Origin of the sequence: Pseudomonas sp. WC2401 (genome assembly GCF_041200115.1) — a bacterium.
Lineage (GTDB): Bacteria > Pseudomonadota > Gammaproteobacteria > Pseudomonadales > Pseudomonadaceae > Aquipseudomonas > Aquipseudomonas fragi.
Window position 1 is genome coordinate 4,127,696 of the sequence record NZ_CP165623.1, and the last position, 25,020, is coordinate 4,152,715.

Genomic DNA, 25,020 nt, shown 5'->3' on the forward strand with positions numbered 1-25,020 from the left:
CATGAGTTCGGCGAACCCACCCTCCCACACCGCCAAGCTGGACCGCATCCTGGCCGATGCCCAGCGTGACCGCGAAATGGGCTACCGCGACAAGGCCCTGAAAATGTACCCCCATGTGTGCGGCCGCTGCGCGCGTGAATTTGCCGGCAAGCGCCTGAGCGAGCTGACCGTTCACCACCGCGACCACAACCACGACAACAACCCCCAGGACGGCTCCAACTGGGAGCTGCTGTGCCTGTACTGCCACGATAACGAACACTCACGCTACACCGACCAGCAATACTTTTCGGACAGTTCCACCAGCAGCCCGAAAATCGCCAAGGCCACCCACAACCCGTTCGCCGCGCTGGCCGGGCTGATGAAAAAAGACGAGTAACGCCTCGCTTTCGTAGCAGCTGCCGCAGGCTGCGTCCGATTGCGCAGCGATCGTAAAATCTGAGCCCGCGAGTTCACGGGTAGAGCGCATGGTTCGGGTTTTACGACGACTGCATCGCCGCACGCAGCCTGCGGCAGCTGCTACGGAGTTCGTCGTAACACAGGTATACTCGCGTCTTTTTTCGCAAGGGCTCGGGCACGTGGCAAACAAACGGTACAGCTGCATTGGTTTGTATAACCCCAAATCACCGGAAAACGTCGGCTCGGTGATGCGTGCGGCTGGTTGCTACAACGTGGCATCGGTGTTCTACACCGGCAAGCGCTATGAACGCGCCCGCGACTTCATCACCGATACCAAGAAGGTCCATCAGGACATCCCGCTGATCGGTATCGACGACCTGAAAAAAATCATTCCCCTGGGCTGCATTCCCGTCGCCGTAGAAATGGTCGAGGGCGCACGCCCCCTGCCCGAGTACACCCACCCGGACCGGGCGATTTACATCTTTGGCCCGGAAGACGGCTCGCTGGGCAAGGACGTGCTTGAGTGGTGCGAGGATGTGATCTACATCCCCACCACCGGCTGCATGAACCTCGCCGCAACCGTCAACGTAGTGCTTTACGACCGCCTGGCCAAGGGCAACAACACCCGCTCCGGGCCCAAGTTCGGCTAAGTCAGGCCTTGCCCCGGTTCTGCTGGCTGGCGCTCCAGTCCACCAGCAGGCTGTAGGCGATGGCGAGCAAGGTGGGGCCGATAAACAGGCCGATAAAACCAAAGGCGATCAGCCCGCCAAACACGCCGAGCAACACGATCACCAGCGGCAGATTGCCGCCCCGGCTGATCAGGTAAGGCTTGAGCACGTTATCGACACCGCTGATGATCAGCGTGCCCCAGATGCCGAGAAAGATCGCCATCCCGTAATCGCCCTTCCAGGCCAGCCAGGCCGTGGCCGGCACCCAGATCAGCGGCGGGCCCATCGGGATCAGGCTGAGCAGGAACGTCGCCAGCCCCAGCACCAGCGCCCCGGGCACACCGGCAATCAGGAAGCCGATCAGCGCCAGCAACGCCTGCGCCGCTGCGGTACCGATCACGCCGTTGACCACGCGCTGTACAGTGCCCGCCACCAGCTCCTGATAATAATCCGCCCGTTCGCCTATCAGGCGTTCCAGCAGCCCGTGGACAAAACTCGCCAGGCGCGGCCCGTCGCGATAGAAAAAGAACACAAAGACTATACTCAGCGTCAGCTCCAGAATTCCGCTGCCGATCTGCGCACTGCGCGCCAGCAGCCAGTTACCGACCTGCCCCAGGTAAGGCTTGATGGCCACCAGCATGGCCGCGCCCTGTTCGTCTATGGTGTTCCAGATACCCACCAGACGCTCCCCCACCAGCGGCAGGCCGGCCAGCCAGGCCGGCGCTTCAGGCAACCCTTCAAGCTGCACATCCTTGACGAAGGTAGTGGCATCGCGCACATGGTCGGCCAGGTTCAACCCCAGCCACACCAGCGGCCCGGCCACCAGCAGCATCCAGCCCAGGGTCAGGATGCTCGCCGCCAGCGACTCGCGCCCGCCCAGCACACGGGTCAGCAGGCGCATCAGCGGCCAGCTGGCAAATGCCAGCACCGCGCCCCAGAACAAGGCCGACCAGAACGGGGCCATCACCCACAGACTGGCACCGAACAACACCAGGAGCAGGATCTGCACCAACAGGCGATCGTTATTGAGCATGTGTGTTCCACAGAAAGTTCAGACATCAAAGAAGGACGACGACTACGGTGAGTGTAGCCGTCGTTTGTAAAGGTCTAGCGCAACAACTCGATGCGCAGGCCCTTGGCCTGGCTGTCGCCAAGTTCCATACGCGCGGCGCGCACACCGCTGCCGATCAGTGCATCGCGCCAGGCAGCAGCCTTGGCACCGGTCAAACTGACCCTGGAAGTCGCGTCAAGATTCAGGGCCCTGGAGATCAACGTCAGCCACTGTGCGTCCGGTTCGCCCGTGAGTTTGGGCAAGTCCAGCTCACCCGTGCTCTTGAGCTGGCGCTGCAAGGTGGCCGAGGTGGGCAGCAGCGCGCCCAGGTCGGTACTGGCCTGCATCTGCTCGACGTGCAGATAAGCTTTGCGGTTGCCACGATTGATGCCGTAGAGGGCTACCAGCTGGTTGTCATCGGGAGCAGCCCGGCGCAGCAACAGGTAGGTCTGCTGCTCATCGGCACCCACCAGCCTGGAGTTGCCAAACACCTCATTGGCCCACAGGCTGCTTTCGCCACAATCACGGGCCTGGCACCAGAACAGCAGCTCGGCGCCCTGTTTTTGCAGGGCTTCACGCGCAGCTGTAAAGGCTTCGGTGGCGGAATGCTCGGCAGGCAATTCATAGGTGACGGCCGTGGTCTGGCCACGGCTGGTGACCTGCCCCTCAAATCTCAGGCGGCCACTGATCTTGCGGATCGAGCCCATCGGGTAGATGCGTTCGACATCCGGCTTGACGCTGTAATCGACAATTTGCGCGTCAGCCAGGCGCGGCACATCTGGCAAGTCATGGCTGCCAGGCACGTCGCTCGCCCACAGCAAGGGGCTCAAACAACTCAGCCCCAACGCCAGCATGTAACGATTAGGTATTTTCATCGGCGTCTTTCACCGATTGTTGGCGCGTGGCTCAGCATCCTCACGATAGAGACCGGGTGGCCTTTCGGGGTCGCAGCGGTGTAGAGATCTATCATGGTTGTCTCCCATTTCAACCCGCCAAGCCTCGACAGTTGCCAGCCGCAAGTCAAGGAACAGCGAAGAACCGATTGAAACAGTCTGCAACAAGGATCGCCCCTGCTTCGTCATTCAGGTGCAAATGATGGCCACCCGGCAGCCGTTCCAGCGTGAAGGGTAGTCGATCCAGCAGTTCGGGGTGACTGGCCAGCATGCCCTGCTCTGCCACCACCAGGGTTGTCGGGCAGCTTACCCGGCGAATGAAGGACATGGCCTGTTCGTCACTCAGGCGCAAGGCGGTGGGCAACGTTAACCGGCTGTCACTGCGCCAGCTGTAGCCGCCGGGCACCGGCATCAGCCCGCGCTGGGCCAGCAACTCGGCGGCCTCGCGGCTGACGGCCACCAGGCCTTTCATTCGCGCTTCAACCGCTCGGTCAAGGGTGGGATGCACCGACTTGCGCTTGTGCTCCAGGTCAAGTTGCGCCTGCAGGGCCTGGCCCATGCGCTCGGCGGCATCGCCTTCGGGGCCGCTGCGCGCCACGATACCGTCAATCAACGCCATACGGGTTATGCGCTGCGGGAACGACCCGGCAATCACCACCGAGACAATCGCCCCCAGCGAATGCCCCAACAACGCAAATTGTTTCCAGCCCAGTTGCTCGGCCACCCGCAGCACATCAAAGGCGTAGTCCGCCAAGGCATAGCCGGCACCGCGCGGGCGGTGATCGGAGTGGCCATGCCCGGCCAGGTCCAGCGCCACGATGCGCAAGCCCTTGAGCCTGGGTGCCAACCTGGCAAAGCTGTTGGCGTTGTCCAGCCAGCCATGCAGGGCAATCACGGGCAGGCCGTCTTCGGGGCCAAAAATATGGGCCGCCAGCTCGATATGGGGCAGGCTCAGACGAATTTCTTCAACCACAGGGCTCATGCAAAGTGCTCGTTAATGGCCAGGATGACGCAGCTCCCAGCGGGCAAAGATCTGTTTGAGCAGGCTGGCGGTGTCCTGCGGTTGCTCCAGCGGGAACATGTGCCCGCCCGGCACACTCAGCGCCTCGCCGTTGGGCATGCGCGCAACGGCCCTGGCATGATGGCTCATGACCACACGACTGTCGCGCCCACGCACCACGGTCAAGGGCACCTGCAGCTTGAAGGCCTGCCCCGGGCTGGTGTGCGGCACGCTGCGGTAGATATCGATCTCGGTGGCCGGGTCAAAGCTCAGGCGCAAGCGCTCATTGACCGGCTGTAAACCGTGCTGCAGATAGGCTTCGAAGCAATCTGGGTCAAAGCCGCGAAACAGCGTTTTGCCTGAAAAGTAGGCACGGGCGGCTTCAAGGTCGGCAAATTCAGCACGCCGCCCCAAGGTTCGACCGGCCGGGGTCAGGCGGTCGATCAGGCCAAATCGCTTGGCCGCACGAATCACCCACTGGTCGGTACGGGTCAGCACCGGTGAGTCCAGCATGACCACGCCCCGGTAAAGGTGCGGGCAGCGAATGGCCGCATGCAGGTGCAACATCCCGCCCAGGGAGTGCCCCACACCCAGCACCGGTTCATCTTGCTGTTGCAGGTGAAAAATCAGCTCATCGACCAGGTTGTGCCAATTGTTGTCCACCGGATAACGGGGGTCATGCCCATGCTGTGCCAAGTGAGCCACGCGGTAATCCGGGGCCAGCGCACTGAACAACTTCGCATAGGTGGCCGAGGGGAAGCCATTGGCATGGGCGAAAAAAATCTGCCGAGTCATACAAGGCGTCCAGAAAGAGGTGATACGCCGTATTGTCTGTAGGAAGATTCACCATATCAATGACCGTATGTGCCATGAGTGACGACGATACGGCCATTAGCTGGCCGTTTGATCACCGCAGTGGCGGTGTTTCACCCAGGGGCACAACGGCGATGGTCAGCCGGGAAATGCAGTTGATTTTGCCGTTGTCATCACTCAGGCGGATGTCCCAGACATGGGTGGTGCGGCCAATATGGACGGGGCGCGCCACTGCACTCACCCTGCCGCTGCGCACGCCACGCAGGTGATTGGCATTGACCTCAAGGCCCACGCAATAGAATTTTGCCGTGTCGATACACATAAAGCTGGCCATCGACCCCAGGGTTTCGGCCAGTACCACCGATGCGCCGCCATGCAGCAAACCGAAAGGCTGATGGGTGCGATGGTCGACCACCATGCTCGCGGTAATCGAGTTGTCGTCAAACGCATCGAACGTGATATCCAGCACATCGCAAATGGTGTTTTTGCGCATTTCATTCAGGCGTGCCAGATCAGGCAGGGTCGTCCACAGGCTCATGGGCTCATTCCTTGGTCAGTGAGGGTGGGTGGCGGGCAGTTCGAGCAGCAGCGCTGGCGTCAAAATGCAATTGATCCACCCCCAACTATCTTTCACTACGGCCGCACTGTGCAACCGTTGCCGTGATCAGGCGTGATACACACCAAGCAGGGTCATGCTGCCAGCCAGTGGCCACTCACCTTCCAGCTCCGCCAGGCTGGCCGTCTGCATGGGCTGCGGCTGGCGCGTATGGCCATGCTGCAACAGGCTGATCAGTTCACCCACAAACGGCTGATGGCTGACCAGCAGCACATTGCCTGTGTCCGGGAGTTTCCCCACGGCGTCCCTGGGGTCGCTTTCAGGGGTCAGCCAGGGCACGGTAACCAGGTCTGGGGTAAAGCCCAGAGCCTTGCGCACCAGTTCGGCGGTTTGCCGGGCGCGCACATAAGGGCTGACCAAAATGCTGTCCAGCGGCTGGCCGATCAACCGGGCAGCACTGTGCAGCACCTGCTCGCGACCGTAGGCCGTCAGCTCGCGCTCGGCATCACGGCGGGCATGGGGCTCGGCTTCGCCATGTCGCAGGATCCAGATCTTCATGGCGTGGTCCCGTCACCCTTGGCGCCCTGCGCGTAAGGCGCTTCACCTTCAGGAGCACGCGGGGCTGGCCAGTCGGCAAACGGCCAGGGTTTTTGCTCAGTGTGAAAGCTGCCGAAACGACCGATCTGCGCCAGATACAGGCTCAAGCTGTCACCAAAGTTCATCAGGCCACCGTTGGGCGCGCCGTACACCACACGGTAAACCAGCTGCACCAGCACCAGCCCGCCGAGTACCAGTTGCGCGACCTGCCACACCAGCAGGAAAACCAGCATCCACAGCACGCGCAAAACCAGCGACTCGTACTTGGGGGCGTTATTCGTGTCGTTCATCTACTGCTCCTGTCGTGCTCAGTTAAAACCGCTGGTGGAGATAAAATCGACATCCGTTTTAGGCTCGCCACGCATCAACTGCCCGATCACCTGCTCCAGGGTGTAGCCCTCGAACAGAATCGCATGCAGGCCGGCCACCAACGGCATGTAAACATTCAGTTCCTGTGCCTTGGCCTTGAGCACCTTGAGCGTGTTGACGCCTTCAGCCACTTCGCCCAGGCGGGTCACGGCGTCTTCCAGGCTCAGCCCCTGGCCCAGCGCAAAGCCGACCTGATAGTTGCGGCTTTTAGGGGATGAGCAGGTGACGATCAAGTCGCCTACTCCTGCCAGGCCCAGGAAGGTCATGGGGTTGGCGCCCTGGCTGACGGCAAAGCGGGTCATTTCTGCCAGGGCACGGGTAATCAGCATGCTCTTGGTGTTCTCCCCCATGCCCAGTGCCACGGCCATGCCGGCAATGATGGCGTAAACGTTTTTCAACGCCCCGCCCAGTTCAACACCAAAGCGGTCGGCACTGGCGTAAACCCGAAAGGTGCGACCATGCAGCGCGGCCTGTACACGGGTACAAAGCTCTTCATCGGCGCTGGCGACCACGGTGGCGGTCAAGGCATGCTCGGCCACTTCACGCGCCAGGTTGGGCCCGGACAGCACACCGATACGTGCCTGCGGGGCGATTTCTTCAAGGATTTCACTCATCAGCTTGAAACTGTGGGCCTCAATCCCCTTGGTCAGGCTGACCAGCATCTTGCCGCGCAAACGCTCGGCGTGCGGCGCCAGCACGCTGCGCAGGGCACTGGACGGCAAGGCCACGAAACACAGCTCACAGGCCTCAAGCGTAGCCTGCAGGTCGGTCACCGGCTCCACCCCCGGGTGGATCTTGATGCCTTTAAGGTAACGAGGGTTTTCACGATTAAGGCGAATGGCCTCGGCTTGCTCGGGGTCGCGCATCCACTGATGCACACGATGACCGTTTTCTGCCAGCAAGTTGGCCACGGCGGTGCCAAAGCTTCCGCCTCCCAAGACCGCAATAGCGTGCTGTTCAGTCATATGCAATCCCGTTTTCCATCTAGCAGTGGCAATACCGGCATTATACGGAGCACATCCCCCCTGGCGTATAGAGAGCTTTGCCTGAAAAAGTGCAAGACCTCGGTTAACATGCCGCTCTGGTTCTCACATTCAAGAGGCAGCTTTGCTGCACTTCAAAATGAACGACAGCAGGTCAAGGATGACAACTGACAGGGGCCACGCCTGCGCTGGCCGGCAACCCACTGCAGGAGCCGGATGCCCATGATGGCCCGCAGTCGGTGGGATATTCACACCCGCACCCAGATGATGAGCCTGGGCCCGGCCTTGTTGTTGACCTTGCTGTTGATCAGCTTTTTTACCTTTGTCCGCATCCAGGACTTGCGTCAGGAACTCAAGCACACCGGCCAGTTGATCGCCAACCAGTTGGCACCCGCCACCGAATACGGGGTCATGACGGGCAACACCCCTGTGCTGGAAACCCTGATCAACGCCTCGCTGAATATTCCCCACGTCCAGTTTGTACAGGTACAGAACCGCGGCAACGAGGTACTGGCACACGCCGAGCACCCGGCTCCCGGCCCTGATCAAGGCACACAGGTTGAAGTGTTCCAGGCCCCGGTGAGGCTGCAGAAAAGCCCTTCGGGGGATTATTTCCTGCTCAGCAATAGCCAGGCAGCCGCGCCCGCTGAAGACTACCTGGGCCGGGTCCTGGTAGGCATGTCCGGCGAAGCGTTCAGCACGCGCCAGCAAGAAATCCTGCTCAAGGCGGTCATCCTCGCGCTGTTTGCCCTGGGCTTCACCTACCTGCTGGCCAGGCGCCTGGCAGCCAACCTGTCCCGCCCCATCAGCGACATGAGCAAGGCGGTCAAGGCCATCCAGCAGGGCGACTACACAAGACCCTTGCCGGTGGTTGACGATGGCGAACTGGGCAGCCTGGCCCTGCACATCAACAATCTGGCCGCAGGCCTTGAGCAGGCCAGCCGCGAGCAGCAATCCGCAATTGCCCAATTGATCCAGGCCCGCGAGGAAGCGGAGCGGGCCAACCGCGCCAAGACCGATTTTCTGGCCATGATGAGCCACGAACTGCGCACGCCCATGAACGGCGTATTAGGCATGCTGCAACTGCTGGAAACCACCCGGATGACCGAAGAACAGGCCGAGTATGCCGCGCTTGCGTCGGAGTCCACCGAGCACTTGCTCAAGGTGATCAACGATATCCTCGACTTCTCGCGCATTGAACGTTCCGCCCTGGAACTGGAGCACATCCCTTTCAACCTCGCCGAACTGGTCAGCAACTGCGCCCAGGCGTTCCAGCACAATGCCGCGCAGCGCGGCCTGCACTTGCAACTGACTATCCCGGATGGTTTGCAGGACTTGCCGGCACTGGGCGACCCGACGCGAATCCGGCAAATCCTGGTTAACCTGATCGGCAATGCCTTGAAGTTCACCGAGCATGGCCAGGTCAGTATCGAGCCGCAGTGGCAGCGCCTGGATCATCAATTGATCTGGTTCAGCTGTGCTGTACGCGACAGCGGTATCGGCATCAGCAGCGAAAAGCTCGATTCCATGTTCACCGCGTTCCAGCAAGCCGACAGCTCGATTTCTCGGCGCTATGGCGGTACCGGCCTGGGGTTGCCCATCGCGCGTACACTGGCCGAGCGCATGGGCGGCACGCTGCACGCCCTGAGCGAGGAAGCCCAGGGCTCGGTATTCACCCTGGAAATACCCCTGGAACTGCATCAGCCCGTCATGCTCGGCCTGAAACCGCAGCAAACCGCAGAAACCAGCTGTGCCCCCGGGCGCAAAGTGCTGCTGGTGGAAGACAATCAGGTCAATCAGACGGTCATCGAAGCCATGCTGACCAGCCTGGGCTACGAGGTGAGCCTGGTCAGTGATGGCGCCCAGGCCATTCATTTCGCCAACACCGAGCGCTTTGCTGCGATCCTGATGGACTGCCGGCTGCCGATCATCAACGGCTACGAAGCCACCCGACAAATCCGCCAACTCCCCGGTTGCCGGGCCCTGCCCATCATTGCCCTGACCGCCAATGCGCTGCAGGGCGACCGGGAGACCTGCCTGCAGGCCGGAATGAACGATTACCTGGCCAAGCCGTTCAAACGCGCTGACCTGGAACAAATTCTGCAGCGCTGGGTCCAGTAACTTATGGCTAAAAGGCCACCTGCGACTGGCGTTAAAGACAAAAGTGCGGCAGTCTTAGGCACCCGAATGGGCCACTGAACCGGCCCGATTTAAATTTTCAGTGCACAAGTGTACATTCTTGTCCTTTGCGCTGTGACTTTCACTACAACGCAATAGTCTATGTGTAGGCTGGCGAACTGAAACACCTGTGTTTCAGTTGGTCGGGAAGATTTGCCCCACCCGCCGCATGGGATTATTGAGGAGCTCGCATGACCAAACAAAACGCCTTTACTCGGGAAGATCTGCTGCGCTGTAGCCGCGGCGAACTGTTCGGCCCGGGTAACGCGCAACTGCCCGCCCCTAACATGCTGATGGTGGATCGCATCACCCATATCAGTGAAGAGGGTGGCAAGTACGGCAAAGGTGAATTGGTCGCCGAGCTGGATATCACCCCGGACCTGTGGTTCTTCGCCTGCCATTTCGAAGGCGACCCGGTGATGCCGGGCTGCCTGGGCCTCGACGCCATGTGGCAGCTGGTCGGCTTCTACCTGGGCTGGCAAGGCCTGCCGGGCCGCGGTCGCGCCCTGGGTTCGGGCGAAGTGAAATTCTTTGGCCAGGTCTTGCCGACCGCCAAGAAAGTCACTTACAACATTCAAATCAAGCGCGTCCTCAAGGGCAAGCTGAACCTGGCCATTGCCGATGGTTCGGTCACTGTCGACGGTCGCGAGATTTATACTGCCGAAGGCCTTCGGGTCGGCGTATTTACTTCCACTGACAACTTTTAAGGGTTATCCGCATGCGCCGCGTCGTTATCACTGGTCTGGGCATCGTTTCGTGCCTGGGCAATGACAAAGAGACCGTCTCCGCTAACCTGCGTGCAAGTCGCCCTGGCATCCGATTCAACCCGGAATATGCCGAAATGGGTCTGCGTAGCCAGGTTTCCGGCTCCATTGACCTGCCTCTCGAAGAGCTGATCGATCGCAAGATCTATCGCTTCGTCGGCCACGCAGCGGCTTACGCCTACCTGGCCATGAAAGACGCCATCACTGATTCGGGCCTGACCGAGGAGCAAGTCTCCAACCCGCGTACCGGTCTGATTGCCGGCTCCGGCGGCGCGTCGACCCTGAACCAGATGGAAGCGCTGGACATCCTGCGTGAAAAAGGCGTCAAGCGCGTTGGCCCGTACCGCGTTACGCGGACCATGGGTAGCACCGTTTCTGCCTGCCTGGCCACTCCCTTCAAGATCAAGGGTGTGAACTACTCGATCTCCTCTGCCTGCGCTACCAGTGCTCACTGCATCGGTACTGCCGTCGAGCAGATCCAGCTGGGCAAGCAGGACATCGTCTTTGCCGGCGGCGGCGAAGAAGAACACTGGAGCCAGTCGTTCCTGTTCGACGCCATGGGCGCACTGTCCACTCAATACAACGACACGCCTGAAAAAGCATCCCGTGCCTACGACAAAAACCGTGATGGCTTCGTCATCGCTGGCGGCGGCGGCATGGTGGTGGTTGAAGAGCTGGAACACGCCCTGGCCCGTGGCGCCAAGATCTACGCCGAAATCGTCGGCTACGGCGCGACGTCCGACGGCTACGACATGGTTGCCCCAAGCGGCGAAGGTGCCATCCGCTGCATGCAGATGGCAATGTCCACCGTTGACGGCCCGATCGACTACCTCAACACCCACGGCACCTCCACTCCGGTCGGCGACGTCAAGGAAATGGAAGGCGTGCGCGCGGTATTCGGCGACAAGGCCCCGGCCATCAGCTCGACCAAAAGCCTGTCGGGTCACTCTCTGGGCGCCGCAGGCGTTCACGAAGCGATCTACTGCCTGCTGATGATGGAAGGCAACTTCATCGCCGGTTCGGCCAACATCGAGGAACTGGACCCGACTGTCGCTGACATGCCGATCCTGACCAAGACCCGCGAGAACGTCACGCTCAACAACGTGATGAGCAACAGCTTCGGCTTCGGTGGCACCAATGCCACCCTGGTCCTGAAGCGCTGGGCCGGCAAATAAGCCACCCGCTCGCGAAATGAAAAATGCCCCGACTGGTTCGGGGCATTTTTTTGCCTGATGGAACGTACACGCCCCGGCATGCTCTATAAAGATCAGGACGTTTAATCACTCCACGCTGAGGTTTGCCATGACTGTTACCGTTAATACCGTGTCACACGAAGGTTTTCGTCACAGCATCAAGATCGACGATCACGAAGTGTTCACCGATTTGCCCAAATCAATGGGCGGCGAAAGCTCTGCCCCCTCCCCCCATGACTATTTCGATGCCGCCCTGGGTGCCTGCAAGGCTCTGACGCTCAAGCTCTATGCGCAAAGAAAGGAGATCCCGCTGACCGGGGTCACGGTCGAAGTCAAACACGACGCCAGCGAAGAGCTGAAAGGCAAATATGCCCTGCACGTCAAACTGACCCTCAAGGGCGTGTTGACCGACGCCCAGCGCGAGGAACTGCACAATGTGGCCGACAAGTGCCCGGTGCATAAACTGATGACCACCGCTGAGGTCACCATCGAAACCCACCTGTCTGAAGGCGCTTTCAGCCAGTAAGCCGCAACCGTGCAGGAGCAGCGTTGGGTTATGCTCAACGCTTCTCCATTGCCGGAAACGCCCCATGCCTACCCTGACCGTGATTCGCCCGCGCGCCGAGGATGTCGAAGGCCAACCGATCCTGCGTCCCCTGCCGTCGGCCAAATGCCGCAGTGTCGGGCCATTTGTGTTTTTCGACCACATGCTGCTGACGCACTACCCACCCGGTAAGGGGATGAATATCCGACAGCATCCGCATATTGGTCTGTCGACCCTGACCTATTTGTTTGAAGGCCAGATCCAGCACAAGGACAGCCTGGGCTCGGATCAATTGGTAGGCCCCGGCGATGTCAGCTGGATGACCGCCGGGGCGGCCATTGCCCATATCGAACGCACGCCCTCTGCCCTGCTGGCGCACGGCTCTAACCTGCACGGCCTGCAAGTGTGGCTGGCATCACCCAAAACCCACGAGCAAGGCGCAAGCCACTACAGCCATCACCCTGCCAGCAGCCTGCCCGTCAGTGACAACCTGGGGGTGCGGATTCGCCTGATCGCCGGAACCGGCTTTTGCCTGACTTCACCGGTGCCGGTGCTCACGCCTACCCTGTATGCCGATGTGCATATGCAAACAGCCACCACGCTGCTGATCCCGGCCGAACACCCGGAGCGCGCGCTGTATGTACTGGAAGGTGACGTGCAACTGGATGGCCAGCCACTGGAGCCCCACAGCCTTGTGCTGCTGGAAGCAGGCGAAGAGATGACCCTGAGCGCCGATAGCGACTGCCACCTGGTCCTGATCGGCGGTGCGCCGCTGGATGGCCCGCGGCGCATGAACTGGAACTTCGTCGCCAGCAACCCGGCCCTGATCGAACAGGCCAGAGCGCGCTGGGCGGCTGGCGACTGGCCGACCGTTCCCGGAGAAATAGGCCGGATTGAACTGCCTTGAAGCCCGGGCCTTACAACACCATCGCCGCTACCCAGCCAAAGGCCAGCAGTGGCAGGTTGTAATGCAGGAAGGTGGGCACCACGGTATCCCAGATATGGTGATGCTGACCGTCAATGTTCAGACCGGAAGTCGGGCCCAGGGTCGAGTCCGACGCTGGCGAACCGGCATCACCCAGGGCACCCGCCGTACCAACGATGCACACAATCGCCATTGGGCTGAAGCCCAACTGCACGCACAGCGGCACAAAAATCGCCGCCAGGATCGGCACGGTGGAAAACGAAGAACCGATGCCCATGGTCACCAGCAAGCCCACCAGCAGCATCAGCAGCGCGCCCACGCCCTTGCTGTGGTTGATCAAGCCGGCCGAGGCCTCCACCAGCGACTTGACCTCTCCCGTAGCTTTAAGCACCTCGGCAAAGCCCGAAGCGGCAATCATGATAAAACCAATCATGGCCATCATTTTCATGCCTTCGGTAAACAGATCGTCGGTCTCGCGCCAGCGCACGATCCCCGACGCCGAAAAAATCAGAAAGCCCGCCAGCGCACCGATAATCATCGAGCCCAGCCACAGCTGAATGATAAACGCCGCGGCAATCGCCACACCGGCCACCAGCAGGGTGCGCGGGTTATAGCTGATGGCAACCTGCTCAACCTGCTCGATTTTGCCCAGGTCATACTCGCGCTTTTTGCGGTAGCTGATAAACACCGCCACCAACAATCCAAACAGCATGCCCAGTGCCGGGATGGCCATCGCATGGGTCACATTGACAGCGCTGATATCCACGCCACTTTTGCTGACGTTGGCGAGCAGGATCTGGTTAAGGAAGATATTGCCAAAACCCACCGGCAAGAACATGTACGGCGTGATCAAACCGAAGGTCATGACACAGGCGATCAGGCGCCGGTCGATTTTCAGCTTGGTCAGCACATACAACAGCGGCGGTACCAGCAGCGGGATAAAAGCGATGTGGATCGGCAGAATATTCTGCGAAGAAATCGCCACCACCAGCAGCAAGGCGATCAACAACCACTTGACCCGATTGCCACCCACCGCCTGCTGCTTGTTGACCATGCGCAGCGCTTTGTCGGCCATGGCATGGGCCAGTCCCGACTTGGCAATGGCTACCGCGAAAGCGCCCAGCATCGCGTAAGACAAAGCGACCTGAGCACCACCACCCAGCCCGCCATTAAACGCACTGAGCGTCGCCTCAATACCCAGCCCGCCGACAAGGCCACCCACAAGGGCACCCACAATCAGTGCGATAACCACATGCACACGGGACAGACTGAGCACCAGCATGATGCCGACCGCGGCAATTACTGCATTCATCATTACAACCTCATAGCGCGCACCACGATAAAAACACCGTAAAGCGGAAAATTTCGGGCAAAAGAAGACTGTTCCAATCGCAGGATCTGGAAAGGTGGACATATTTGGGGGCGCACACTTTGCAGCACCATCAGCGCCTTGTCAAAGCGCATGCCAAAGGCCACTGGGCAATCCGCTTGAAACAGCCTTAACCCTAGTATTTAAGGGGCTAAATCGATTTTTCAAAGCCCGGGTAAAACGCTAAAAACTACGGTTTTTGCGTAAAGAAAACTCATTTGCGGCCGCTAACAGACAAAGCCTCTTTTTAGGATGTCTCCATGTCGCTCAGACAGCTTTCCATCCAATGGAAAATCACCCTTCTCGCCGGACTCAGCCTGCTGGGTGTAGTCACCTTGCTGGTGGGGCTTTCGCTCTATCGCATGGACCACACCGCCGACCTGGTGGAGGCATCCAGCTCGCAAATGCTCAATGAGGCGGCACAGGCCCGCATTGAAGCGCAGGGTGAAGCCCAGGCACTGGCAATCAGCCGCCAGTTTATGGACGCCTACCAGTACGGCAATGGCTTCGCCCGACAAGTCCTGTTTTTGCGCGAGCAATCGGAAAAACGCTTTCTGGATGCCTTCGACCTGCGTGAAGACCTGACCCGCCAGGTCAAGGCCGCGCTGCAGGCCAACCCTGACCTGCTGGGGTTATCGCTGGTATTCGAAGCCAACGCACTGGATGGCAAGGATCAGTTGTTCGACCATCAAAAAGAACTGGGCAGCAACGACAAGGGCCGCTTTGCCCTGTACTGGTCACAACCGACACCCGGCAAGCTGACCTCGATGGCCCTGCCCGAATCGGATATGTCCGACACCAGCACCGGCCCCAGCGGCCAGGCCAATAACGCCTGGTTCACCTGCCCGCGCACCACGCTCAAGCCGTGCATTATCGAACCGTATTTCTATGAGATCGACGGGCAAAACGTATTGCTGACCAGCATCGTTTTTCCGCTGACGGTCAATGGCAAAGTCATCGCCTCGCTGTCGGTGGATATCAACCTCAACAGTTTGCAAGCCCTTAGCCTGCAAGCCAGTCAGAAACTGTACAACGGCGAAACCCGGGTGGGCATTATCAGCTCGGCCGGGATCCTGGCCGGTTTCAGCGCCGATGCCGGTAAACTTGCCCAGCGCCTTGATCAGGTCGATGCCAAAGACGGTGCCGAGCTGACCCGCCTCATGAGCAGTGGCGACCAGGCCCAAAGCATCCGTAGCGAGCAGCGCTTGAAAGTGCTCACGCCTTTCCTGCCGATCCCGGGCAGCAAGCCTTGGGGGGTATTGCTCGATGTACCCGAAAAAGTACTGGTAGGGCCGGCCCAGGCACTGCAGGCCGAACTGGACGAACGCAACAAGGCCGGGGCCCTGGTTGAGCTGGCCTGGGGTTCGCTCGCCGCCATAATCGGCCTGTTGCTGGTGTGGCTGCTGGCGCGCAGCGTGACGCGGCCGATCCTCGGCGTGGCCCATATGCTGGAAGATATTGCCAGCGGTGAAGGTGACCTGACCCGTCGCCTGGCCTACGACAAAAAAGACGAACTGGGGCAACTGGCCAGTTGGTTCAACCGCTTTCTCGACAAGCTGCAACCCACCATCGCCGAGGTCAAGCGCTCGGTGCAGGATGCCCGCAGCACCGCCGACCAATCAGCGGCCATTGCCACCCAGACCAGTGCCGGGATGGAGCAGCAATACCGTCAGGTCGATCAGGCCGCCACCGCTTCCCATGAGATGAGTGCCACTGCACAGGATGTGGCACGCAGCGCAGCACAAGCCGCCCAGGCCGCCCGGGATGCCGATCAGGCCACACGCCAGGGCCTGACCATCATCGACCGCACCACCACCAGCATCGACCATCTGGCCGCCGACATGAGCGTGGCCATGACCCAGGTTGAAGGGCTGGCGGCCAACAGCGAGAAAATCGGCTCGGTGCTGGAGGTTATTCGTGCAATCGCCGAACAGACCAACCTCCTCGCCCTGAATGCGGCGATCGAAGCGGCGCGGGCAGGCGAAGCCGGGCGCGGTTTTGCCGTGGTCGCTGATGAGGTGCGCAACCTGGCACGCCGCACCCAGGAGTCGGTCGAAGAAACCCGCCAGGTCATTGAGCAACTGCAAGTGGGCACCCAGGAAGTGGTGAACTCCATGAGCAACAGCCATCGCCAGGCACAGGGCAGCGTGGAGCAAGTCGAACAAGCGGTCACGGCCTTGCAGCAAATCGGTGATGCGGTGACCGTAATCACCGACATGAACCTGCAAATTGCCAGTGCCGCAGAAGAACAGAGCGCCGTGGCCGAAGAGATCAACAGCAACGTTGCCACTATTCGCGATGTCACCGAGTCATTGTCCGAGCAAGCCAATGAATCGGCGCGGGTCAGCCAGTCACTGAACGCGCTGGCCAACCAGCAGCAAAAACTGATGGATCAGTTCCGCGTCTGACCTGAGCGGCGATGACGGCATCACGCCGTCGTCGCCTTTTGCGCACGCCCTGGAAGCTTGATTCTTACAAGCAGCCCGCCCAAAGCCCCTGTTTCAAGCTGCATCTGCCCTCCCCAGGCCTCGACGATATCTCGCACAATCCCCAAACCCAGGCCGTGGCCGCTGATTTGCTCATCCAGACGGGTGCCGCGGCTGAACACCTGATCACGCTCGCCTTCAGGAATGCCCGGGCCATCGTCCTGCACCTCAATCACATACCCTTGCGGGGTTTGGCACAGGCTCAGCTCTACCTGGGCATCGGCCCATTTGCAGGCGTTGTCCAGCAGGTTGCCGAGCAACTCGAGCATGTCCTCGCGATCCCAGGGCAGCAGCAGGCCCGGCGCAACGCTGTGCGTCAGTTGCAGATGCTCGCCGTGGATCATCCCCAGGGTCGACAGCAGCCCCGGCAACTCTGCATCCGCATCGAATTGCGCACCCGGCAAGGCATCACCCGCCAGGCGCGCACGGTTGAGCTCGCGGCTCATGCGTTGCTGTATCTGCTCTAACTGCTCACGCAATGTGGTTTGTATCTGGGGATAACCAGCAAGCCGCGGATCGTTGGCCAGGCTGATCAACACCGCTAACGGCGTTTTTAGTGCATGCCCCAGGTTGCCCAGCGCATTGCGCGAGCGTTTGAGGTTGTCTTCGGTGTGAGCCAACAAATGGTTTATCTGCGTCACCAGCGGCTCAAGCTCAATGGGCACCCGGGCATCCAGCTGCGAACGTTGCCCAGACTGAAGTTGAGAGATTTGTTGGCGCGCCCTTTCCAATGGGCGCAGGGCACGGCGGACAGTGACACGCTGCAGCAGCAAAATCACGATCAGGGCCAAAACCCCCATGCCAAGGCCGATCCGCTGCACTTGACGGAAGCTTTCGCGTATTGGCGTGTAGTCCTGAGCTACAGTGATCGAGACCGCCTGGCCAAGGCGCTGATAGTCGCTGCGCAAGACCAACAGCATCTGCCCTTCCGGGCCAGGTTGTAACTCACGGCTCAAGCCCGGCTGATCGGGGCGCGGCAATTGAGCGTCCCACAGCGAGCGTGAACGCCAGTGAGTATCACCGAATTCAATACTGAAATAGTGCCCCGAAAAAGGCCGTTGATAGGCCGGTGACAAACGCCGCTCATCCAGCTGCAAGCCCTGGGGGCCGCGGCTCAAGGCAATCAGCAGATTTTCGCTGTCATTTTGCAGGCCTGACTCCAGATAACGTTGAAGGCCATTTTCAAACAACCAGAGACTGACCTGCCCTACCACCAGGCCGGCAATCAAAAGCACACTGACCAAACCCAGGCTCAAACGCCTCTGAATGGATCTCACTGGCTGGCAGCGCCGAAAATATACCCCTGGCCACGCCGGGTTTCGATCACGCTGCGGCCAAGCTTGCGACGCAGATGATTGACATGAACCTCAAGCACATTGGAGTCGCGCTCGGTCTCGCCGTCATAGAGATGCTCTGCCAAGTGGCTTTTGGAGAGGATCTGCTGCGGGTGCAGCATAAAGTAGCGCAGGAGACGAAACTCGGCCGCGGTCAATTGCACCTGCGCGCCATCGTTGACCACACACTGACGCGCCTCATCCAGATGCAGCCCAGCGCACTTCAATAAAGGTTGGTTCGCCTGCCCGTGAGAGCGGCGCAACAGCGCCTGAACCCGCAACAACAACTCTTCAGGATGAAAGGGCTTGGTTAAATAATCATCGGCACCGGCTTTAAGGCCATCGATGCGTTCCGACCAGGAGCTGCGGGCAGTCAGAATCAATACCGGTGTGGCCAGCCCCTGGGCCCGCCATTGCTTGAGGACGTCAAGCCCCGATATGCCGGGCAAACCCAGGTCAAGAATAATCAGGTCATAGGGCTCACTTTGCCCCTGATACAACGCGTCACGGCCATCGGCCAACCAATCGAGCGCATAGCCCGAACGGGTCAAGCTGGCCATTAGCTCGTCGGCCAACGGAACATGATCTTCAACCAGCAACAACCGCATTAATCATCTACCTCATCTTTGAGCAACTGCCCATTACTGGCGTTCAGCTTGATCTCGCGCACAACGCCACCTGGCGTCAGCAGCTCGAACTCATAAACATAAACGTCGTCGTCCTCCTCCAGCTCCACCTCCAGCAGCTTTGCACCCGGATGGCGCTCGAGGGCTTTTTGCAGCAATTGCTCCATCGGCTGGATAAGCCCTTGCTCACGCAAGCGCAGGGCCTCGTCTTGCCCCAGATCCCGGGCCAAGGCCAAAGAACAAACAGCACAGAGCAATACCACGACACATCCGCCCATTCTCAGGCTCACTGTCATCACTTGCCTCTATGGCCTCCACTCAACGTCATTTGTGCGATAGCAAAAGCCTGCAGCATAACGCTACTGGCTTAAGTGAAACTGAATAGCCCCGCGCAGCCGGGAGGTATGCACCTGCACCCGGCGTTAGCTGTTAAACTGCAGCCCTGTATTTATCGCTCTGGCGATAGTCACTTCTTCAAGAGCTATAAATATTGTGGAAATTTTCAAAGAGTTTACCTTCGAATCTGCACACCGCCTGCCTTTCGTGCCTGAAGGTCACAAATGCGGCCGCCTGCATGGTCACTCATTCAAAGTGGCCATTCATTTAAGCGGCGATATCGACCCTGCCACTGGCTGGATCCGGGACTTTTCGGAAATCAAGGCGATTTTCAAGCCGCTCTATGAGCAGCTTGATCATAACTACCTGAACGATATCCCTGGCCTGGAAAACCCAACCAGCGAAGTGCTGGCCAAGTGGATTTGGCAGCAGCTCAAACCTCTGCTTCCTGAACTGTCGGCGATACGCATTCATGAAACCTGCACCAGTGGCTGTATCTACTACGGTGACTGAATCGCAGGCTAAAAAAAACCACCTTGCGAGGTGGTTTTTTTTGCTCTGGAAAAAGCATGGTAAGCGGCAAATTGAGCACTGAACGTGCCTAAACTTTTCTCGACGCAAAAACAAACCCCCTGTCTGCGTTAGCAGACAGGGGGTTTGGAATTTAATCTTGACGATGACCTACTCTCACATGGGGAAACCCCACACTACCATCGGCGATGCATCGTTTCACTACTGAGTTCGGGATGGGATCAGGTGGTTCCAATGCTCTATGGTCGTCAAGAAATTCGGTAGCCAGCTCGTTTGCCTTGCGGCGCACGCTCCAGCGAATGGGTATGTAATAGATTTGGTGTTTTGTGAACCGCAAACTTTCGGTTTGTATCGTCTTCACACACCGCAATTCGCTCTAAGCAAATTGCTTGGGTGTTATATGGTCAAGCCTCACGGGCAATTAGTATTGGTTAGCTCAACGCCTCACAGCGCTTACACACCCAACCTATCAACGTCGTAGTCTTCGACGGCCCTTTAGGGAACTCAAGGTTCCAGTGAGATCTCATCTTGAGGCAAGTTTCCCGCTTAGATGCTTTCAGCGGTTATCTTTCCCGAACATAGCTACCCGGCAATGCCACTGGCGTGACAACCGGAACACCAGAGGTTCGTCCACTCCGGTCCTCTCGTACTAGGAGCAGCCCCTCTCAAATCTCAAACGTCCACGGCAGATAGGGACCGAACTGTCTCACGACGTTCTAAACCCAGCTCGCGTACCACTTTAAATGGCGAACAGCCATACCCTTGGGACCGGCTTCAGCCCCAGGATGTGATGAGCCGACATCGAGGTGCCAAACACCGCCGTCGATATGAACTCTTGGGCGGTATCAGCCTGTTATCCCCGGAGTACCTTTTATCCGTTGAGCGATGGCCCTTCCATACAGAACCACCGGATCACTAAGACCTACTTTCGTACCTGCTCGACGTGTCTGTCTCGCAGTCAAGCGCGCTTTTGCCTTTATACTCTACGACCGATTTCCGACCGGTCTGAGCGCACCTTCGTACTCCTCCGTTACTCTTTAGGAGGAGACCGCCCCAGTCAAACTACCCACCATACACTGTCCTCGATCCGGATAACGGACCTGAGTTAGAACCTCAAAGTTGCCAGGGTGGTATTTCAAGGTTGGCTCCACGCAAACTGGCGTTCACGCTTCAAAGCCTCCCACCTATCCTACACAAGCAAATTCAAAGTCCAGTGCAAAGCTATAGTAAAGGTTCACGGGGTCTTTCCGTCTAGCCGCGGATACACTGCATCTTCACAGCGATTTCAATTTCACTGAGTCTCGGGTGGAGACAGCGCCGCCATCGTTACGCCATTCGTGCAGGTCGGAACTTACCCGACAAGGAATTTCGCTACCTTAGGACCGTTATAGTTACGGCCGCCGTTTACCGGGGCTTCGATCAAGAGCTTCGCGTTAGCTAACCCCATCAATTAACCTTCCGGCACCGGGCAGGCGTCACACCCTATACGTCCACTTTCGTGTTTGCAGAGTGCTGTGTTTTTAATAAACAGTCGCAGCGGCCTGGTATCTTCGACCGACAGGGGCTTACGCAGTAAATGCTTCACCTCCATCGGCGCACCTTCTCCCGAAGTTACGGTGCCATTTTGCCTAGTTCCTTCACCCGAGTTCTCTCAAGCGCCTTGGTATTCTCTACCCAACCACCTGTGTCGGTTTGGGGTACGGTTCCTGGTTACCTGAAGCTTAGAAGCTTTTCTTGGAAGCATGGCATCAACCACTTCGTGTTCTAAAAGAACACTCGTCATCAGCTCTCGGCCTTAGAATCCCGGATTTACCTAAGATTCCAGCCTACCACCTTAAACTTGGACAACCAACGCCAAGCTGGCCTAGCCTTCTCCGTCCCTCCATCGCAATAACCAGAAGTACAGGAATATTAACCTGTTTTCCATCGACTACGCTTTTCAGCCTCGCCTTAGGGACCGACTAACCCTGCGTCGATTAACGTTGCGCAGGAAACCTTGGTCTTTCGGCGTGGGTGTTTTTCACACCCATTATCGTTACTCATGTCAGCATTCGCACTTCTGATACCTCCAGCAAGCTTCTCAACTCACCTTCACAGGCTTACAGAACGCTCCTCTACCGCATCATCCTAAGATGATACCCGTAGCTTCGGTGTATGGTTTGAGCCCCGTTAAATCTTCCGCGCAGGCCGACTCGACTAGTGAGCTATTACGCTTTCTTTAAAGGGTGGCTGCTTCTAAGCCAACCTCCTAGCTGTCTAAGCCTTCCCACATCGTTTCCCACTTAACCATAACTTTGGGACCTTAGCTGACGGTCTGGGTTGTTTCCCTTTTCACGACGGACGTTAGCACCCGCCGTGTGTCTCCCATGCTCGGCACTTGTAGGTATTCGGAGTTTGCATCGGTTTGGTAAGCCGGGATGGCCCCCTAGCCGAAACAGTGCTCTACCCCCTACAGTGATACATGAGGCGCTACCTAAATAGCTTTCGAGGAGAACCAGCTATCTCCGAGCTTGATTAGCCTTTCACTCCGATCCACAGGTCATCCGCTAACTTTTCAACGGTAGTCGGTTCGGTCCTCCAGTTAGTGTTACCCAACCTTCAACCTGCCCATGGATAGATCGCCCGGTTTCGGGTCTATTCCCAGCGACTAGACGCCCTATTAAGACTCGCTTTCGCTACGCCTCCCCTATTCGGTTAAGCTTGCCACTGAAAATAAGTCGCTGACCCATTATACAAAAGGTACGCAGTCACCCAACAAAGTGGGCTCCCACTGCTTGTACGCATACGGTTTCAGGATCTATTTCACTCCCCTCTCCGGGGTTCTTTTCGCCTTTCCCTCACGGTACTAGTTCACTATCGGTCAGTCAGTAGTATTTAGCCTTGGAGGATGGTCCCCCCATATTCAGACAAAGTTTCTCGTGCTCCGTCCTACTCGATTTCACTGCAAAGATGTTTTCGCGTACAGGGCTATCACCCACTATGGCCGCACTTTCCAGAGCGTTCCGCTAACATCAATACAGCTTAAGGGCTGGTCCCCGTTCGCTCGCCACTACTAAGGGAATCTCGGTTGATTTCTTTTCCTCAGGGTACTTAGATGTTTCAGTTCCCCTGGTTCGCTTCTTAAGCCTATGTATTCAGCTTAAGATACCTAACTTATGTTAGGTGGGTTCCCCCATTCAGACATCTCCGGATCAAAGTCTGTTTGCCGACTCCCCGAAGCTTTTCGCAGGCTACCACGTCTTTCATCGCCTCTGACTGCCAAGGCATCCACCGTATGCGCTTCTTCACTTGACCATATAACCCCAAGCAATCTGGTTATACTATGAAGACGACATTCGCCGAAAATTTGCTTTCAATCACAAATTTTACCTTAGCCTGAATAAACACCAGTGAAAGTGCTATCCAGTCTAACTTTCTATTACATACCCAAATTTTTAAAGAACGATCTAATCAAAAGATCAGAAATCAACATTCACCATCATCTGATGGAATGCTCATTTCTAAGCTTTACGACAGACAAACCGCAGATCAACTCTGCAGTTCTCGTCTTCTACAATGAATCAAGCAATTCGTGTGGGAACTTATGGAGCAGCTGATGTCGTCGATTAAGGAGGTGATCCAGCCGCAGGTTCCCCTACGGCTACCTTGTTACGACTTCACCCCAGTCATGAATCACACCGTGGTAACCGTCCTCCCGAAGGTTAGACTAGCTACTTCTGGTGCAACCCACTCCCATGGTGTGACGGGCGGTGTGTACAAGGCCCGGGAACGTATTCACCGTGACATTCTGATTCACGATTACTAGCGATTCCGACTTCACGCAGTCGAGTTGCAGACTGCGATCCGGACTACGATCGGTTTTATGGGATTAGCTCCACCTCGCGGCTTGGCAACCCTTTGTACCGACCATTGTAGCACGTGTGTAGCCCAGGCCGTAAGGGCCATGATGACTTGACGTCATCCCCACCTTCCTCCGGTTTGTCACCGGCAGTCTCCTTAGAGTGCCCACCATTACGTGCTGGTAACTAAGGACAAGGGTTGCGCTCGTTACGGGACTTAACCCAACATCTCACGACACGAGCTGACGACAGCCATGCAGCACCTGTCTCAATGTTCCCGAAGGCACCAATCTATCTCTAGAAAGTTCATTGGATGTCAAGGCCTGGTAAGGTTCTTCGCGTTGCTTCGAATTAAACCACATGCTCCACCGCTTGTGCGGGCCCCCGTCAATTCATTTGAGTTTTAACCTTGCGGCCGTACTCCCCAGGCGGTCAACTTAATGCGTTAGCTGCGCCACTAAGAGTTCAAGACTCCCAACGGCTAGTTGACATCGTTTACGGCGTGGACTACCAGGGTATCTAATCCTGTTTGCTCCCCACGCTTTCGCACCTCAGTGTCAGTATCAGTCCAGGTAGTCGCCTTCGCCACTGGTGTTCCTTCCTATATCTACGCATTTCACCGCTACACAGGAAATTCCACTACCCTCTACCATACTCTAGCTTGCCAGTTTTGGATGCAGTTCCCAGGTTGAGCCCGGGGATTTCACATTCAACTTAACAAACCACCTACGCGCGCTTTACGCCCAGTAATTCCGATTAACGCTTGCACCCTCTGTATTACCGCGGCTGCTGGCACAGAGTTAGCCGGTGCTTATTCTGTCGGTAACGTCAAGACACTAACGTATTAGGTTAATGCCCTTCCTCCCAACTTAAAGTGCTTTACAATCCGAAGACCTTCTTCACACACGCGGCATGGCTGGATCAGGCTTTCGCCCATTGTCCAATATTCCCCACTGCTGCCTCCCGTAGGAGTCTGGACCGTGTCTCAGTTCCAGTGTGACTGATCATCCTCTCAGACCAGTTACGGATCGTAGCCTTGGTGAGCCATTACCTCACCAACTAGCTAATCCGACCTAGGCTCATCTGATAGCGCAAGGCCCGAAGGTCCCCTGCTTTCTCCCGTAGGACGTATGCGGTATTAGCGTCCGTTTCCGAACGTTATCCCCCACTATCAGGCAGATTCCTAGGTATTACTCACCCGTCCGCCGCTCTCAAGAGAAGCAAGCTTCTCTCTACCGCTCGACTTGCATGTGTTAGGCCTGCCGCCAGCGTTCAATCTGAGCCATGATCAAACTCTTCAGTTCAAACATCTTTGGGTTTTTAAGAAACCCTAAACTTGGCTCAGCAATCGTTGGTTACATCTTTGATTTCTCGCGGAGTAACTTGTGATGCTGATAATCTTGTTGACTATCAGTCTGACTCCACAAGCACCCACACGAATTGCTTGATTCAATTGTTAAAGAGCGGTTGGTTTAGCTTTCGCTGAACCGAGGCGCGCATTCTACAGCAGCCTCTGTTGCTGTCAAGCGGTTATTTTAAGATGTTTTCAAAGTTTCCTCTGTAACATCA

Annotated in this window: 21 protein-coding genes, 3 rRNA genes and 1 pseudogene; 10 read left to right on the forward strand and 15 right to left on the reverse strand. The window is 57.9% G+C overall.

All coding sequences use genetic code 11. The features are described from left to right. The first annotated feature begins 1 nt into the window (after position 1). Entirely contained in the window at positions 2-376 is a 375-nt protein-coding gene (locus tag AB3G35_RS18955; protein ID WP_016781673.1) for a YajD family HNH nuclease, read from the forward strand. 199 nt (positions 377-575) lie between these two features. Continuing rightward, positions 576-1,046: an RNA methyltransferase gene (locus AB3G35_RS18960; protein ID WP_016781674.1), complete on the forward strand. Its 471-nt coding sequence runs from the start codon at positions 576-578 to the stop codon at positions 1,044-1,046. Between the two features lies 1 nt (position 1,047). Here the strand turns inward: AB3G35_RS18960 and AB3G35_RS18965 are convergent, their stop codons facing one another. The 8 genes from AB3G35_RS18965 to AB3G35_RS19000 form a co-directional block, all read right to left on the reverse strand. Beyond that, on the reverse strand, positions 1,048-2,097 hold the full coding sequence (locus AB3G35_RS18965) for an AI-2E family transporter (protein WP_016781675.1): 1,050 nt from the start codon (positions 2,095-2,097) through the stop codon (positions 1,048-1,050). 74 nt (positions 2,098-2,171) lie between these two features. After that, positions 2,172-2,990: a DUF4892 domain-containing protein gene (locus AB3G35_RS18970; protein ID WP_106116535.1), complete on the reverse strand. Its 819-nt coding sequence runs from the start codon at positions 2,988-2,990 to the stop codon at positions 2,172-2,174. A 145-nt stretch (positions 2,991-3,135) separates the two neighbouring features. Continuing rightward, positions 3,136-3,990: an alpha/beta hydrolase gene (locus AB3G35_RS18975; protein WP_086798023.1), complete on the reverse strand. Its 855-nt coding sequence runs from the start codon at positions 3,988-3,990 to the stop codon at positions 3,136-3,138. Between the two features lie 12 nt (positions 3,991-4,002). Continuing rightward, a complete protein-coding gene (locus AB3G35_RS18980; RefSeq protein WP_134049066.1) occupies positions 4,003-4,803 on the reverse strand; it encodes an alpha/beta fold hydrolase in 801 nt (266 codons plus the stop codon). A 112-nt stretch (positions 4,804-4,915) separates the two neighbouring features. Then, positions 4,916-5,359, reverse strand: a complete 444-nt coding sequence (locus AB3G35_RS18985) for a hotdog fold thioesterase (protein ID WP_086798027.1) — start codon at positions 5,357-5,359, stop codon at positions 4,916-4,918. 126 nt (positions 5,360-5,485) lie between these two features. Next, positions 5,486-5,935, reverse strand: coding sequence for a phosphohistidine phosphatase SixA (gene sixA, locus AB3G35_RS18990; protein WP_016781680.1), 450 nt, complete (start codon positions 5,933-5,935; stop codon positions 5,486-5,488). Beyond that, positions 5,932-6,264 carry a DUF4389 domain-containing protein gene (locus AB3G35_RS18995; RefSeq protein ID WP_369781933.1) on the reverse strand — a complete coding sequence of 111 codons (333 nt, stop codon included), beginning with the start codon at positions 6,262-6,264 and terminating at the stop codon, positions 5,932-5,934. The genes sixA and AB3G35_RS18995 overlap by 4 nt, the downstream gene beginning before the upstream one ends. A gap of 18 nt (positions 6,265-6,282) precedes the next feature. Then, entirely contained in the window at positions 6,283-7,308 is a 1,026-nt protein-coding gene (locus tag AB3G35_RS19000) for an NAD(P)H-dependent glycerol-3-phosphate dehydrogenase (RefSeq protein ID WP_016781682.1), read from the reverse strand. Between the two features lie 240 nt (positions 7,309-7,548). Here AB3G35_RS19000 and AB3G35_RS19005 point away from each other — a divergent pair, with 240 nt between their 5' ends. The 5 genes from AB3G35_RS19005 to AB3G35_RS19025 all read left to right on the forward strand — a co-directional run bounded on the left by AB3G35_RS19005 (position 7,549) and on the right by AB3G35_RS19025 (position 12,912). Beyond that, the gene (locus AB3G35_RS19005; protein WP_016781683.1) at positions 7,549-9,447 is read left to right on the forward strand and encodes a response regulator; all 1,899 of its coding nucleotides are present in this window, start codon (positions 7,549-7,551) and stop codon (positions 9,445-9,447) included. Between the two features lie 248 nt (positions 9,448-9,695). Continuing rightward, the gene (gene fabA, locus AB3G35_RS19010) at positions 9,696-10,211 is read left to right on the forward strand and encodes a 3-hydroxyacyl-[acyl-carrier-protein] dehydratase FabA (protein WP_003210552.1); all 516 of its coding nucleotides are present in this window, start codon (positions 9,696-9,698) and stop codon (positions 10,209-10,211) included. Positions 10,212-10,222: 11 nt separating this feature from the next. Next, the gene (fabB, locus tag AB3G35_RS19015; protein WP_016781684.1) at positions 10,223-11,443 is read left to right on the forward strand and encodes a beta-ketoacyl-ACP synthase I; all 1,221 of its coding nucleotides are present in this window, start codon (positions 10,223-10,225) and stop codon (positions 11,441-11,443) included. 127 nt (positions 11,444-11,570) lie between these two features. Beyond that, positions 11,571-11,987, forward strand: a complete 417-nt coding sequence (locus tag AB3G35_RS19020) for an OsmC family protein (protein WP_095005603.1) — start codon at positions 11,571-11,573, stop codon at positions 11,985-11,987. A 64-nt stretch (positions 11,988-12,051) separates the two neighbouring features. Further along, positions 12,052-12,912 carry a pirin family protein gene (locus AB3G35_RS19025; protein WP_095041153.1) on the forward strand — a complete coding sequence of 287 codons (861 nt, stop codon included), beginning with the start codon at positions 12,052-12,054 and terminating at the stop codon, positions 12,910-12,912. 10 nt (positions 12,913-12,922) lie between these two features. Here the strand turns inward: AB3G35_RS19025 and AB3G35_RS19030 are convergent, their stop codons facing one another. Continuing rightward, on the reverse strand, positions 12,923-14,242 hold the full coding sequence (locus AB3G35_RS19030) for a Na+/H+ antiporter family protein (protein ID WP_086799657.1): 1,320 nt from the start codon (positions 14,240-14,242) through the stop codon (positions 12,923-12,925). A gap of 1,217 nt (positions 14,243-15,459) precedes the next feature. Between AB3G35_RS19030 and AB3G35_RS19035 the strand changes: the two are divergent. Together AB3G35_RS19035 and AB3G35_RS19040 are read left to right on the forward strand one after the other, a co-directional pair. Next, positions 15,460-15,849, forward strand: a pseudogene (locus tag AB3G35_RS19035) (HAMP domain-containing protein); the annotation flags it as partial. A gap of 102 nt (positions 15,850-15,951) precedes the next feature. Next, positions 15,952-16,707 carry a methyl-accepting chemotaxis protein gene (locus tag AB3G35_RS19040; protein ID WP_369782757.1) on the forward strand — a complete coding sequence of 252 codons (756 nt, stop codon included), beginning with the start codon at positions 15,952-15,954 and terminating at the stop codon, positions 16,705-16,707. 20 nt (positions 16,708-16,727) lie between these two features. On the opposite strand, the gene AB3G35_RS19045 is transcribed toward AB3G35_RS19040, so the two are convergent. From AB3G35_RS19045 to AB3G35_RS19055, 3 genes are read right to left on the reverse strand one after another with little or no spacing between them, the layout of a single operon-like run. Continuing rightward, positions 16,728-18,062: a sensor histidine kinase gene (locus AB3G35_RS19045; RefSeq protein WP_369781935.1), complete on the reverse strand. Its 1,335-nt coding sequence runs from the start codon at positions 18,060-18,062 to the stop codon at positions 16,728-16,730. After that, on the reverse strand, positions 18,059-18,727 hold the full coding sequence (locus AB3G35_RS19050) for a response regulator transcription factor (RefSeq protein ID WP_095041151.1): 669 nt from the start codon (positions 18,725-18,727) through the stop codon (positions 18,059-18,061). Before AB3G35_RS19050 ends, AB3G35_RS19045 begins: the two co-directional genes overlap by 4 nt. After that, complete coding sequence (locus tag AB3G35_RS19055) at positions 18,727-19,041, reverse strand: PepSY domain-containing protein (RefSeq protein WP_095041150.1); 315 nt, start codon at positions 19,039-19,041, stop codon at positions 18,727-18,729. The genes AB3G35_RS19050 and AB3G35_RS19055 overlap by 1 nt, the downstream gene beginning before the upstream one ends. Before the next feature lie 196 nt (positions 19,042-19,237). Between AB3G35_RS19055 and queD the strand changes: the two genes are divergently transcribed. Further along, positions 19,238-19,594: a 6-carboxytetrahydropterin synthase QueD gene (gene queD / locus AB3G35_RS19060; RefSeq protein ID WP_016781692.1), complete on the forward strand. Its 357-nt coding sequence runs from the start codon at positions 19,238-19,240 to the stop codon at positions 19,592-19,594. Positions 19,595-19,749: 155 nt separating this feature from the next. Here the strand turns inward: queD and rrf are convergent. From rrf to AB3G35_RS19075, 3 genes are all read right to left on the reverse strand, one after another. Further along, positions 19,750-19,865: ribosomal RNA gene (gene rrf, locus AB3G35_RS19065) — 5S ribosomal RNA — on the reverse strand. A gap of 147 nt (positions 19,866-20,012) precedes the next feature. Next, positions 20,013-22,906, reverse strand: a 23S ribosomal RNA gene (locus tag AB3G35_RS19070). A 312-nt stretch (positions 22,907-23,218) separates the two neighbouring features. Beyond that, positions 23,219-24,755 (reverse strand): 16S ribosomal RNA (locus tag AB3G35_RS19075). The 16S, 23S and 5S rRNA genes sit together here, the layout of an rRNA operon. Between the last annotated feature and the right edge of the window lie 265 nt (positions 24,756-25,020).